We start from the raw sequence: 13,845 nt of genomic DNA on the forward strand, positions 1-13,845 counted from the left end.
ACCCCTCAGCCGTTTCCTTCCCTAGTCGTTCCAGCCCGGCCACGGCGGCGCGTAGGAGCACCAGTCCTCAGGGCAGCCCACCTTGAACGCCCGCGTCACCGTCTCCGTGACGGACGTGCCGTCCGAAGCCGTGCCCGTCACGCGCAGCGACACACGGGACTGTGCCAGGCCCGGGACCTCGACATCCCAGGCGCCGGCGCCGGCGCGGGAGACGGCGGCCTGCGACCAGGTCGCGCCGTCGTCCGTGGAGTACTCCACGGTGACCCGGCCGACCGGCGCCCCGCGCGACCCCGCCTGGTACGGGAAGGACACCCCGAACCCGAACGGCCGCTCGGGGACGAAGGAGTTGTCGCCGTCCATGGCGGACATGTCGTACCGCACATCGAGCAGCGGCACCGCCCGCGACGAGGCCGTACGCCCCGACCGGAACGTCCAGGTGTCGCTGACCTTCGTGCCGAGGAACCACGAGGGGTCGTCCCGTTCGGCCGTCGCGGTCAGCGTGTACCGGTCCGAGCGGGCCGGCAGGTCGAACAGACCGCGCCCTCCGTAGCCGTTGCGCCCGATCAAGTCGCCGTCGGAGTCCCGCAGTTCGGTGCTGCCGGAGTCGATCACGGCCGGCGAGTCGCTGCGGTGTCCGGCCGCGTCCGAGAACATCGGCACGTCCACCCGCAGCTTGTCCCGGTCACGTGCGACGGGCGTGCGGCCTTCGAGGGTGGTGACTCCGAGCGCGGGCCCGAACGGCCCGGACAGCCAGTGGTCGGCGCCCTTGCTCCCCGCCTCGTACACGGTCGGCGCGGAGTACTGGGCCCCGAGCGCACCCGCCTCGTCGCTGGCGTACTCGAAGGTCGCCGTCGTCCAGGGCAGTCCGGGTGTGTAGTGCCCGGTGAACCGGTGCGGCGCCCGCACGATCGTCTGCTGCTGCGCGAGCACGACGCCCTCGTAAGTGACCCAGCCGTACACGCCCTTGGGGTCGTTGGGATACCCGGTGGTGCGCTGGCTGTGCGCGACGGAGGCGAGGTCCCGCTTGCGGTCCGTCCACCGCGCGCCGCCCGGCACGCCGTCGTCGGAGTGGTGGAAGGTGAAGTAGACGTCGTCGGCGTTGCGCTTGCCGACGATCTCCATCCGCACCGGTCCGTCCGCGAGCCGCTCCCGAAGGAGCGTCGGTCCGGGCTCCTGCGTGACCAGGAGGTTGTCGCCCTCCTCGCCGTCGATCCACGTACCGGAGAAGATCACCGCGGCCGGCTTCTCGGCCATGATCGCCTGGTAGCGGCGGGTGCGTTCGGCGCCCGGCGCCTCGCGCTCCGGGGTGAACAGCACGATCTTGTCCGTGAGTTCGAGCCCGGTGAGGTCCTTGCCCGTGCCGGCGTCCGCGACCTCGCCCTCTACATCCCAGTCGATACGGGCGTAGAAGTACGGGTTGACGCGGATGTTCAGCGGCTTGTCGCCGAGGGTCGTGGCGCGAAGGAGCGGCTCCGCCCAGGTCCCGCCCGCGAAGTACGTCAGTCCGTCCATCCGCGCGCTCTGCACGGTGTACGCCTTGAACTGGCCGTCGAAGATCGGCGTGAGCAGTCCCGTGGGGCCTGTGCCGGTGTCGGACACCAGACCCTGTGTGGAACCGCCCGGCACCACCTGCATCTTGGGATCGTCGACGCCGAGGTCCACCGGCTTCGCGTCCGAGACGTCGACGGTCAGCGCCTTGTCGCCGTCGAGCTCCACGTGCTCGGCGAGCGTGACGGTGGACATGGCGGTGGTCTCGCCGTTGCCGGCGTTGCGGTACTCCCAGACGTCCGCGAGCAGCCGGTAGCTGCCCTTGGGCAGCGTGACCTGCTCGCTGCCGGTGGTGAAGCCCACGATGTCGGAGGCGCCGGTCTGCTCGTTCTGCCACACGACGTGGGTGTACGTACGGCTCACACCGTCGCGCAGGTCGCCCGGCGCGAGCGTCAGGGTCGCGCTGTCGGGCTCGGCCTGGACGCCGACGGGGGTGCGCACCCGGCTGCCGTCGCTGCCGCGCGCGGTGATCCAGGCGCTGTGCGGGCCGGCATCGGCGCGGTCGGCGTCGATACGGAGCGTGGCCTTCGCGCTGCCGCCGGCGGGCACGGTCAGCCGGCGCTCGGCGAGGCTCACGGGTGCCCGGCCCTCGACATCGAGGCTCAGACGGACGTCCCTCGTACCGGAGTTGCGGTACGTCACCTCACGCGTGACGTCCTCGGCCGCATCGCCGGCCAGCTTCGCGGAGACGGCGGCCGGGGACGCCGTGACGCGCGCGTCGAGCGCGTCCGGGATGTCCACACGGCCCGCGCCCTGCTCGTACACGGAGGCCTCGCGCACCGCGTCCGCGCTGCCGACGAGCGCCGCCTTCAGCTGCTGCGCGTCCCATCCGGGGTGCTTCTGCTTGAGGATGGCCGCGGCGCCCGCGACGTGCGGGGTGGCCATCGACGTACCGCTCAGGGTGACGTAGCTGTCGTTGCCGGAGGCGTCCTCGTGGGTGCCCTTGGCGCGCGCGGCCAGGATCTCGCTGCCGGGCGCGGTGATCTCGGGCTTCACGCCGGCGTCGATCAGCGAGGGGCCCTGGGAGGAGAACTCCGACATCCCGCCCTGCTTGGTGATCGAGCCGACCGTCAGGGCGCTCGGCGCGGCGCCCGGGGAGCCGACGGTGCCGGGCTTGCCCGCGTTGCCCGCGGCGATCACGAACAGCGGTCCGCCGTCGGCGCTCAGCTGCTCGACCGCCTGGGACAACGGGTCGGTGCCGTCGCTCGGCACGTCGGAGCCAAGGGACATGGACACGATGTCGGCGCCCTGGTCCTTGGCCCACTGCATGCCGTCGAGGATCCAGGAGATGTAGCCGCTGCCGCCGCCGTCGAGCACCTTGCCGTTGATCAGCTCGGCGCCCGGCGCGACACCCTTGTAGCGGCCGCCGGAGGCCTGGCCGCCGCCCGCGACGGTCGAGGCCACATGCGTGCCGTGGCCGTTGAAGTCCTCGGGGCTCTCGTCCCAGGTGAAGTCCTTCTGGGCGACGACCCGTTCCGCGAGGTCCGGATGCGTGGCATCGGCGCCCGAGTCGAGCACGGCGACCTGCACGCCCTTGCCGTCGAGGCCGCTCTTCCATGCCTCGGGCGCACCGGTCATCGGCACGCTCGCATCGAGGCTCGCCTCGACCTTGGCGTCCAGCCACAGCTTGGTGGCCTCGGCGCTGCGGCTCTTGCCGGCCGCTTCCTTGACGAAGTCCCGCCACACCTCGGCGGCTTCGGACTTCTTGACCGTACGAGCGGTCAGACCGAGTCCGCCGAAGGTGGCCTCGCGGGCCGCACCCGCGAGCGCGGTCCGCTCCGTCGCGATCAGCGGAATCGTCGTGCGCGAGGCGTCGTCGTACCCCTCGGCGGCGAGCGAAGTGACGTCGAACAGTGCCCGGTCAAGGCGCCCTTGGGCCAGCGCGTCGGTCGCGTCCACGGGGATGACGTACTCGTGCCCCTCGATCCGCGCCCGCGAGAACGCGATGTGCTCCCGCCCCTCGCCCGGCTTCACCGCCGTGACCTGGAGCCCCTCACCGCTCCCCGTGAGCGAGACCTTGTCGCCGCTCAGAAGCGTCACCGTCCTGGTGGCGGGCGGCAGGAAGTCCCGCGGGTTCACCGCGGCCCCTTCGCCGCCCGGTGCCGCCCCCGCCTGGGGCAGCCCGGTCGCGAGCAGCGCGACGGCTATGGCCGCCACCACCCCCGCGTAACGTGTCCGTCTTGCCATCCCGACCCCTCACACGCGCCGTGGCCTTCGCATCCGGCCTCGAGGACCATTGGTGCGGCTGGGGCGGGAGTTGCGCCAGGGTCGGGAGTGGCGACTACCTGCCATGGCACTTTTGTGCCGTTCGGGACAGGAACTCCCTTATCCGGGACAGGAGCTCTCGTACGGGGAGCGCTTCGGCGGCATTCGCAGGGCCCGCGAGGGAACCGAACCCCTCCTCGCGGCGTATTAATGGCGGGGGCCGGTGCGGCACTTCGGGCTGCGCCTGATACACAGCTCTCAGCCGACTTGGTGCACAGCTCTCCACCGATTCGAACAAGATCGTGTAAACGATGGCGCGGATGTCAGTCCCTGCGGCCATACTTGCGCGTGGAAGACCACGGATGACCAAGGGGGAGGTCAAGCGTGACATACCTGCCGAGCGGCAGCGCGGCGCCGCCGAGCCCGGCCGCGCCCACGCTGCCCGCCGTGCCGCCTCAGGGGACGCCACCGCCGGGACCTGCGGTGATGCCGGAACGGCGCAGCGCGCGAGCCGAGTTGACCGACCGGCTGCGCAGCGCGTCGACCACGGAGCCGGGGCGGCTGCGGATCATCGGGGCCGTGATCGCGGTTCTGGTGATCGCGTTCGGGGCGGTGACGGCCTGGCAGATGGCCGAGCGGTCCTCGGCCGCGGATGACGTGCTGCACCGCAGTGCGCCGCTGTCCTCCGACGCGGCCGCCATCTACCGGTCGCTCGCCGATGCCAACACGGCGGCGGCCAGCGGGTTCCTGGCGGCGAACGAGGAGTCGCCGAAGCTGCGCCAGCGCTATCAGGACGATCTCGACATGGCGGCGGAGAAGCTGAGCACGGCGGCGGGGGCCAGCCGTGGTTCGGGCCAGTCCGCCCGCTACATCGAGAAGTTGAACAAGCTGCTGCCCGAGTTCGCCGAACGCATCGAGTCGGCCCGTACGTACAACCGCCAGGGCCTGCCGCTGGGCGGCGCGTATCTGCGCAATGCCAACGACCTGATGCAGAACGAGATGCTGCCCGCCGCCGAGGATCTCTACGAAGCGGAGAAGAAGCAGCTCAACGCGGATTACGCGGACGCCAAGGCCTACCCCTGGGGGGCGATCGCGCTCGGCGTGGTCGCGATCGGCGGTCTGGTGTGGGCGCAGCGGCGCAACTACCGGCGCACGAACCGGGTGTTCAACCACGGCATGGTGGTCGCCACCGCGGCCGGCACGGTGGTGCTCCTGTGGCTCGCGGTCGGGCACACCTTCGCCTACAGCGGTCTGTCCGGGTCGTACGACGACGGGGTCCGCTCGCTCAACGCGCTCAACGACGCGCGGATCTCCATCCTCCAGGCGCGCAGCAGCGAAAACCTGACCCTGGTCTCGCGCGGTGCCGTGACGGTGCCCGAAGGAAAGCCGAAGGCCGGCGAGGACTTCTACGACGTGGAGTTCCAAAAGCAGATGGCGGCCCTCGGCGACAAGACGAAGGGCACCCTCGGGGCGGCCTGGAAGCTCTCCGAGGACGAGGCCGGCGACGCTCCTGTGGACAGGACCGTGTTCGCGGTGACCGAGTGGAAGAAGCGCCACACGGCCGCCCGCACCCTGGACAACCAGGGCAATTACGATGCGGCCCTTGCCGGCGTGATCGGTGAGAACGGGGACCAGAGCAAGGCCACCGGTGACTGCTTCGACCTCGCCGACAAGTCGCTCGACAAGGCCATCGCGCATGAGCAGCAGGACTTCAGGAGCGCCGCCGAGGACGGCCGCGGCGCGATGACCGGACTGCCGGTCGGCGCCGCCGTGCTCGCGGTGCTCGGAGCGACGGGTGCCGTGCTCGGTATCGGGCGCAGGCTGTCGGAGTACCGGTGAGAGGGGGCGACGAGATCATGAGCGCTACAGACCGCCAGAGGTATGCGGCCCGCATCCGGGCGATGGCCGTGGCAGGACCGCTCTCCCGCCTGCGGGGCTGGGGCGGGGTGGCCGCCATGGCGCTCGCGTGTGTGCTGACCGCGGCCTTCGCGCTGCTGCCGCTGCACCACGTGAGCGAGGGGCCCTCCGGTACGGGGAGCCAGGGCGTCGCGGACGCCCGGCAGGCGCTCGCCCCCGCGGCACCGGCGTGTGACGAAGCACAGCCGGACGCGAGCCTGGGGGCCCGCGACATCGACGACGGCCCGAAGATCGAGGAGATCCGCGACCGTACGGACAAGCCCAAGAACAAGCTGGTCGTCGGCATCGACCAGAACAGCTACCTGTGGGGCTACCGCAACCCCAACAACGGGAACCTGGAAGGCTTCGACATCGATCTGGCCAACGCGATCGCGAAGGCCATCTTCGGCACGTACACGGACGACAACGGTGACGAGAAGGTCAACATCGTCTTCCGTGCCGTACCGACCAACCAGCGCATCCCGATGATCAAGTCGGGCCAGGTCGACATGATCGTGCGCACCATGACCATCAGCTGCAAGCGCAAGGCCGATGTGGCCTTCTCCACCGCGTACTTCGCCACGGGGCAGCAGGTCCTGGCCCCGGACAACTCGAAGATCACCGGCTTCGACGCGTCGCTCGAGAACAAGAAGCTCTGTGTCGCCGCGGGATCCACCGCCCAGGGAGCACTTGAGGACAAGGACTACGGTGCCGATACACCTCTCGTGGTCCCCAACCAACTCGACTGCCTGGTAAGGCTCCAGCTCGGTGAGGTGGACGGCGTGGTCACGGACAGCGCGCTCGCCGCGGGCCAGGCCGCGCAGGATCCGACGGTCGAGCTGAAGGGCGACCCGCTGGCCACCGAGTACTACGGCATCGCGATGAGCAAGGACCCGAAGGCGGAGGACCTGGTGCGCCGGGTCAACCACGAACTCGACCAGTGGCGCAAGGACCCCGCCGGCTGGAAGAAGTCGTACGCGAAGTGGCTCGCGGTCCCGCTGGGTGACCCCGGCGCCAAGGCCAAGCCGCCGGCCCCCAACTACAGCGACTGACAGGGTATTTGACGGGGCAGAGGCGGAGCAGAACACAGACGGCCGGCCACACCGGCACAGCAGAGAGGCGACACACGGATGGGCGTCACGGGAGCCGCCGGTCCCGTCATGGACCGGGACGAGGTGGACCGTGCGCTGGCACGTCTTGGCGCCGAGCACGAGGCGATCGAGACCTCACTGCTCGCGCTGCAGGACCACGCGGGGCGCAGACTCCTCGAAGGTGCCGAACTGACCGGCACCACCAAGGAGCGCTGGGCCGCCGCGGAGCAGGAGATCACCCGTCTGTGGGCGTACTTCGACGCCTACACCGACGCCCTCACCAGCGCCCGCGAGCTGCGCGCCCGCCGGCGCTGGCCGAGCCGTGAGGAGCTGGTGGAGCTCACCGAGCTCCTGCGCGGCGAGTCCGTCACCCTCGCAGGGGGCGCCCCGGCCACCGGGGCGCCCGCTTCGCTGACCGGCCCGACCAGGCTCTCCGAGCAGTTCACGCTGAGCGCGCTCGTGGAGCGGATGAACGGTCTGTACGCCTCCTCGCTCGACATGGTCGTCGCCGCGGACGCCGTCTGGTCCGCGCTGCCCGCCCGTATCGACATGCTCTCTGCCGAGCTGGCCCGCACCCGCCAGCTCGCCCAGTCCGTGGGCGTACGCCCGGGCGAGCACCCGGCGGGCGACGATCTCGACCGGATCACCAGCGAGTTGACGGCGCTGCGCGCCCAGGTGGTCTCCGACCCGCTGACGTTCTGGCGGCCCACGCCGGGCTCCTCGGCGCCCGGCGGCGGCAGACCCGACACCGAGCGTTACGACCGCGAGGCCCGCGCCCTCGAGGAGGTGCGCCGCGAGATCGACGCGGTGCTCGGCGTACGCCAGGACGCGGAGCTCAGGCTCGGCAAGCTGCGCGATCTGCTCTCGCGCGCGGACCGTACGCTCGCCGAGGCGCGCGCCGCCCGCGGCGAGGTGCTCGCGAAGATCGCCGCATCGGAGGTGCCCGCGGTCAGCGGACCGCCCACCGTGCTCCAGGAGCAGCTGGCGACCGCCGCCGAGTACCGCAGAAGCGCCCAGTGGCACCGGCTCTCGCCGCTGCTCGAATCCCTGGAGCAGAAGGCCGAGTCCGAACTCCTGCGCGCCCGCGAGTCGTTGGAGAAGGTGACCCAGCCACTCGCCGTACGCGCCGAGCTGCGCGGCCGGCTCGACGCGTATCGCGCGAAGGTGGCCCGGCACGGAGCCGCCGAGGACCCGCTGCTCATCGAGCGCTATGACGCCGCGCGCCGGATGCTGTGGAGCGCGCCCTGCGATCTGCGCGTGGCCGAGCAGGCGGTGCTGCGCTATCAGCATGCGGCGGCCGAGGTGCTCGCACCGCGCGTGCCGTACCAGGGACAGCCGACGGACCGTAGGGGGGACTGACCGTGGACACCAAGTGCCAGCGACCGAACTGCACCGGCTCGTACGAGGACATGGGCGGCGGCGAGCTGTACTGCGACATGTGCGGGCTCGCCCCTGTCGTCTCGCCGAACGGCATGGTGTCCTCGCCGCCGACCGGGATCACCGGGGGCGGCAAGGGCAGCAGTTCCTCGTCCAGTTCGCGCTCCTCCAGCCGTTCGTCGTCCCGCTCCTCGCGTTCGTCGCAGTCGCGCCGCTCCGTCTCGGGCCGGCTCTCGCGCAGCCTGTCCCGCGGCAGTACGTCGACCCGCAGCGTCTCCGTACGGTCGACCGGTGCGACGGGCGGGTCCTCGGGGCGCGGCCGGCTTGGCGTCGGTCTGGTCACGGTCCCGCAGGTGCCGCGGCCCGATCCGCGCGCGATGGTGCAGGACAACCCCGAGGTTCCGGAGAGGAAGCGATTCTGCTCCCGCTCCGACTGCGGCGCCCCGGTGGGCCGCGCGCGCGGTGAGCGGCCCGGACGCACGGAGGGCTTCTGCACGAAGTGCGGACACCCGTACTCCTTCGTGCCGAAGCTGGAGGCCGGCAACATCGTGCACGGCCAGTACGAGGTGGTCGGCTGTCTCGCGCACGGCGGACTCGGCTGGGTCTATCTCGCGGTCGACCGCGCGGTCTCCGACCGCTGGGTGGTCCTCAAGGGCCTGCTCGACACCGGCGACCAGGACGCGATGGAGGCGGCGATCTCGGAGCGGCGCTTCCTCGCCGAGATCGAGCACTCCAACATCGTCCGTATCTACAACTTCGTCGAGCATCTCGACCAGCGCACCGGCTCCCTCGACGGTTACATCGTCATGGAGTACGTGGGCGGCAAGTCCCTCAAGGAGATCGCCAACGAGCGGCGTACGCCCCAGGGCAAGCGCGATCCGCTGCCGGTCGAGCAGGCCTGCGCGTTCGGCATCGAAGCCCTCGAGGCCCTCGGCCACCTGCACAGCCGCAATCTGCTCTACTGCGACTTCAAGGTCGACAACGCGATCCAGACCGAGGACCAGCTCAAGCTGATCGACATGGGCGCGGTCCGGCGGATGGACGACGACGAGTCGGCGATCTACGGCACGGTCGGCTACCAGGCACCCGAGGTCGCCGAGGTCGGCCCGTCGGTCGCCTCCGACCTGTACACGGTGGCGCGCACGCTCGCGGTCCTGACCTTCGACTTCCAGGGCTATACGAACGTCTTCGTGGACTCGCTGCCCGACCCGGACAACATCGAGGTCTTCCGCAAGTACGAGTCCTTCTACCGGCTCCTCGTACGGGCCACCGACCCCGACCCCGCCCGCCGGTTCTCCTCGGCTCAGGAGATGGCCGAGCAGCTGACGGGCGTGCTGCGCGAGGTCGTGTCGCTGCAGACGGGCCGGCCGCGGCCCGCCCTGTCCACGCTGTTCGGGTCCGAAGTGCGCGTCACGGACACGGAGTTGTTCCGCGAGCAGGACGGCGAGGTCTCCAGGCTGGGGACGCGGGCCGAGCCTGTGGGCCGCAAGGCACGGCGCAACGGAACGGCCGCGCTCGGCGCGGCCAACGGTTCGGGGGCGGCCGCCAACGGCTCGGGCGCGGCGCTCGCCCCGGGCGCGGCGCTCGGCCCGGGTGGGATGCCCGCGATCCCCTCACAGCCCGCGCCCCTGTCCCCGACGGGGCCCGCACCTGTGCCGCCCGGCCAGTACGCCTCGGCCCCCGGCGCCCCACCGCCCTCCACCCTGCCCGCCCCCGCGTCCCGCGGCTCGATCGTCAAGCCGCTCGCGCACGCCGCGACCGCCCTGGCGCTGCCCGTACCGCGGGTCGACCCGGGCGACCCCAACGCGGGCTTCCTCGCGGGCCTGATGGCAGCGGCTCCGGCCGAGCTGATCACGGCCCTGCACGCGGCACCGGCCACCTCCCTGGAGCTGCGCCTGCGCGAGCTGCGCGCGCTCCTGGAGATGAACGAACAGGCGCCCGCCACCCAGCTCCTGGAGAACCTGGAACGGGCACACGCCGACGACTGGCGCGTGGTCTGGTACCGCGGTGTGGTGTCGCTCACCACCGGCGACTTCGAGACGGCGGCGCTGTCCTTCGACGCGATCTACGACGCGTTCCCGGGCGAACCCGCCCCCAAGCTGGCGCTCGGCGTCTGCGCGGAGGTCCTCGACCAGCTGGACAACGCGGCCGAGTACTACCGCCTCGTATGGACCACGGATCCCAGCTACGTGAGCACGGCCTTCGGGCTCGCCCGGGTTCAGCTGGCCGCCGGGGACCGGCGCGGTGCGGTGCGTACCCTGGAGTCCGTACCGGAGGCATCCATTCACTACACGGCGGCGCGGGTCGCGGCCGTACGGGCCCGGCTCCGGGACCAGGCGGTGCACGAACCGCTGCTCGACGATCTGACCGCGGCCGCGGGACAGGTCGAGGCGCTGCAGCAGTTCGGGCTCGACGCCGTACGCCGCGAGCAGTTGTCGGCCGAGGTCCTGGGTACCGCGCTCGACTGGGTACTCTCCGGTAGCCGCGGTGCCGCGCCACCGCAGGGGACCGCGCAGTCGTCGGAATCCCTGCTGCTCGGCAGCACCCTGGACGAGCGGGGCCTCAGGTTCGGCCTCGAACGCTCGTACCGGATGCTGGCCCGGCTGGCACAGCGTGGTGACGAGAGGATCGAACTGGTGGAGCGGGCCAACCGTTTCCGCCCCCGGACGTGGGTGTGAATTGATGTCGCAGATGCGCCAGCTGACCGAGGGGGCAGAGATGTCGTCGTGCCCGAGCTGCGAGGAGCCGCTGGAGACCGGCGACCTCTACTGCGGCGCGTGCGGGTTCGATCTGTCGGCCGCCCCCGAGCCGGCCGCCGCCGAGGACCACCCGACGATCGCCATCAACGGGGCGTCCGCACAAGGCGGTTCCCCCGCCGAGGAGCCGGCGGGACCGGTCGAGTGGCCCGAGGCCCCGGACATCAGCACGGACACCTCCCACCCGGGTGAGCTGCGCGGCACCGACTCCTCGGGCGGCGACCTGACCGGCGAGGTGCGGTTCGACCACCCGCCGGGCCCTGACGAGTACGCGCTGCAGGCCCCCGACCCGCGCACGGTCGTGCCCCCGGCGGCCACTCCCCCGGCCGGTACCAAACTCTGCGTCGCCTGCCGTACGGGCACGGTCGACCAGGACGGCTACTGCGAGCACTGCGGCCACGCACAGCCGCGCGAACGCGACCACATGGAACGGGAGTTGGACGCGGTCGCCGCGGTCAGCGACCGGGGCCTGCGCCATCACCGCAACGAGGACGCGTTCGCCGTCTCCGCGACCGCGCTGCCCGACGGTTCGCCCGCGGTCGTCGCGATCGTCTGCGACGGCGTGTCCTCGGCGACCCGGCCCGACGAGGCCTCGGCCGCGGCCTCACAGGCCGCCAACGAGTCGCTGCTCGCCTCGCTGCCGCGCGGCACCCACCCGCAGCAGGCCATGCACGACGCGATCATCGCGGCGTCCGACGCGGTCAACTCCCTTGCGCAGGACCCCGCGCACGCCCGCGAGCACGACCCGCACCGCCATCAGAACGCCCCGGCCTGCACCATCGTGGGCTCGGTGATCGCCGGCGGACTCCTGGTGGTGGGCTGGGTCGGGGACTCGCGCGTGTACTGGGTGCCCGAGGACCGCACCTCCCCCGCGGCCCGGCTCACCGAGGACGACTCCTGGGCCGCGCAGATGGTGGCCGCGGGTCTGATGAACGAGGCGGAGGCGTACGCGGACGAGCGCGCCCATGCCATCACGGGCTGGCTCGGCGCCGACGCGTACGAACTGGAGCCGCACACCGCTTCCTTCAAGCCGGACCGTGCGGGTGTAGTGGTGGTGTGCACCGACGGACTGTGGAATTACGCGGAGGGCGCGGCCGAGATGGCCGCCGTCGTGCCGGCCGATGCGGCCGAGCGTCCGCTGCACTGCGCGCAGGTCCTGGTCGGTCACGCTCTGGACGGCGGGGGCCACGACAACGTAACAGTGGCGGTACTGCCGTTCTCCCTTGCACCGCAAGGGGCAGGATCGGCCTGAGACGGGACACCGCGCCGGGGGTGCGGTACCCACACAACTCGGTTACGTCAGCACAAAGTGCCGCCCAGCCCTGCTCGCGAGGGGCAGGGACCGCACGGCGCTGCTGAGGGGGGAGCACACCAGCATGGCGAATTTCTCGAAGTCGAACGTTCCGCAGTTCTCGGTGGACGTCTATCAGAACGAGTACCTGCCCGAGGGCGGTCGTGAAGTCAATGCGATCGTCACCGTGACCTCGACCGGCGGCGGCACCGTCGGCGGCACAGCCGTGCGCGCGTACGCGACGGGCAGCACACCGGACGCGGCGGTGGCGATCATGGTGGACTGCTCGGGCTCGATGGACTATCCGCCGACCAAGATGCGCAATGCCCGCGACGCCACGGCCGCGGCGGTCGACACCCTGCGCGACGGCGTGCACTTCGCGATCATCGGCGGTACGCATGTGGCCAAGGAGGTCTATCCGGGCGGCGGTCAGCTCGCCGTGGCCGACGCGACCACCCGCGACCAGGCCAAGCAGGCGCTGCGCAAGCTGAGCGCGGGCGGCGGTACGGCGATCGGCACCTGGCTGAAGCTGGCGGACCGGCTGCTCGCCTCGGCCGATGTCTCCATACGGCACGGGATCCTGCTCACCGACGGACGCAACGAGCATGAGTCGCCCGAGGACCTGAAGGCCGCACTCGACGCCTGCGCGGGCCGCTACACCTGTGACGCCCGTGGCGTGGGGACGGACTGGGAGGTCAAGGAGGTCACCGCGATCGCCTCGGCGCTGCTCGGGACCGCCGATATCGTCGCCGACCCGGCCGGGCTCGCCGCCGACTTCACGCAGATGATGGAGGCGGCCATGGGCAAGGAGGTCGCCGATGTGGCGCTCCGGCTCTGGACACCCGTGGGCACAGAGATCAAGTTCGTGAAGCAAGTCGCCCCGACCGTCGAGGAGTTGACGAGCCGGCGCACCGAGGCGGGCCCGCGGGCCGGCGACTATCCGACCGGCTCCTGGGGTGACGAGTCCCGGGACTATCACGTCTGCGTTCAGGTCCCGAACGCCGATCTGGGTCAGGAGATGCTGGCGGCCCGGGTCTCCCTGGTGGTGCCGCAGGGTGACGGCAGCGTCCAGACGCTGTCGCAGGGGCTGGTACGCGCCGTATGGACCGACGACATGGCGGCGTCCACGTCGATCAACCCGCAGGTGGCCCACTACACCGGGCAGGCCGAGCTGGCCCAGGTCATCCAGCAGGGTCTCGAGGCGCGCAAGGCCGGCGATATGGACGGCGCAACGGCCAAGCTGGGCAGGGCAGTTCAGCTCGCGGCGGCCTCCGGGAACGAGGACACTGCGAAACTGCTTGCGAAGGTGGTCGACGTCGAGGATGCCGCGACAGGTACTGTGCGATTGAAGGCGAAGGTCGAGGACGCCGACGAGATGACTCTCGAAACCCGGTCGACCAAGACGGTTCGCGTCAAGAAGTGAACACAGCGCGACGGCATGGCAACGGGCCGTGACGGTAAGGCTCTTGGGCACGCCCCGCGGTATGCCCTGAGTGACGCGCCGAGTACCGAACGTACCGAAAGGTACCGACTCAGCGGCCCAGCGCCGTAGAAGGAGAGGGGGAAGCGCCGACATGCCGACCTGCCCGAACGGACACCAGTCGGGTTCCGACGACTGGTGCGAGGTCTGCGGCCACCGCATGACCGGTGCGAGCGCGCCCCCCGGCGCCGTCCCCCCGCC

The 13,845-nt window shown here is 71.3% G+C and carries 7 protein-coding genes and 1 pseudogene; 7 read left to right on the forward strand and 1 reads right to left on the reverse strand.

Annotated features, from left to right (window positions below; genetic code table 11):
- Nucleotides 1-21 precede the first annotated feature (21 nt).
- The gene (locus tag G6045_RS12090; RefSeq protein ID WP_165331892.1) at nt 22-3,735 is read right to left on the reverse strand and encodes a S8 family peptidase; all 3,714 of its coding nucleotides are present in this window, start codon (nt 3,733-3,735) and stop codon (nt 22-24) included.
- 402 nt (nt 3,736-4,137) lie between these two features.
- On the opposite strand from G6045_RS12090, the gene G6045_RS12095 reads away from it, so the two are divergent.
- From G6045_RS12095 to G6045_RS41410, 7 genes and pseudogenes are all read left to right on the forward strand, one after another.
- Complete coding sequence (locus G6045_RS12095; RefSeq protein WP_165331893.1) at nt 4,138-5,592, forward strand: hypothetical protein; 1,455 nt, start codon at nt 4,138-4,140, stop codon at nt 5,590-5,592.
- 62 nt (nt 5,593-5,654) lie between these two features.
- On the forward strand, nt 5,655-6,701 hold the full coding sequence (locus G6045_RS12100) for a glutamate ABC transporter substrate-binding protein (RefSeq protein WP_165331898.1): 1,047 nt from the start codon (nt 5,655-5,657) through the stop codon (nt 6,699-6,701).
- 78 nt (nt 6,702-6,779) lie between these two features.
- A complete protein-coding gene (locus tag G6045_RS12105; protein ID WP_165331894.1) occupies nt 6,780-8,099 on the forward strand; it encodes a coiled-coil domain-containing protein in 1,320 nt (439 codons plus the stop codon).
- Between the two features lie 2 nt (nt 8,100-8,101).
- Nucleotides 8,102-10,795 (forward strand): tetratricopeptide repeat protein, encoded by a 2,694-nt coding sequence (locus G6045_RS12110; RefSeq protein WP_328707739.1) that lies wholly within the window; start codon nt 8,102-8,104, stop codon nt 10,793-10,795.
- A gap of 13 nt (nt 10,796-10,808) precedes the next feature.
- Nucleotides 10,809-12,125, forward strand: coding sequence for a PP2C family protein-serine/threonine phosphatase (locus G6045_RS12115; RefSeq protein ID WP_165331900.1), 1,317 nt, complete (start codon nt 10,809-10,811; stop codon nt 12,123-12,125).
- 124 nt (nt 12,126-12,249) lie between these two features.
- Nucleotides 12,250-13,587, forward strand: coding sequence for a vWA domain-containing protein (locus G6045_RS12120; RefSeq protein ID WP_165331895.1), 1,338 nt, complete (start codon nt 12,250-12,252; stop codon nt 13,585-13,587).
- A 151-nt stretch (nt 13,588-13,738) separates the two neighbouring features.
- Nucleotides 13,739-13,845: pseudogene (locus G6045_RS41410) on the forward strand (FHA domain-containing protein); the annotation flags it as partial.

Source organism: Streptomyces mesophilus, assembly GCF_011044995.1.
GTDB classification, from domain to species: domain Bacteria; phylum Actinomycetota; class Actinomycetes; order Streptomycetales; family Streptomycetaceae; genus Streptomyces; species Streptomyces mesophilus.

Bases quoted from the DNA above. Each gene is read 5' to 3' on its own strand.
- G6045_RS12090 (WP_165331892.1), bottom strand. From the start codon at position 3,735: ATGGCAAGACGGACACGTTACGCGGGGGTGGTGGCGGCCATAGCCGTC.
- G6045_RS12115 (WP_165331900.1), top strand. From the start codon at position 10,809: ATGCGCCAGCTGACCGAGGGGGCAGAGATGTCGTCGTGCCCGAGCTGC.
- G6045_RS12100 (WP_165331898.1), top strand. From the start codon at position 5,655: ATGGCCGTGGCAGGACCGCTCTCCCGCCTGCGGGGCTGGGGCGGGGTG.
- G6045_RS12105 (WP_165331894.1), top strand. From the start codon at position 6,780: ATGGGCGTCACGGGAGCCGCCGGTCCCGTCATGGACCGGGACGAGGTG.
- G6045_RS12120 (WP_165331895.1), top strand. From the start codon at position 12,250: ATGGCGAATTTCTCGAAGTCGAACGTTCCGCAGTTCTCGGTGGACGTC.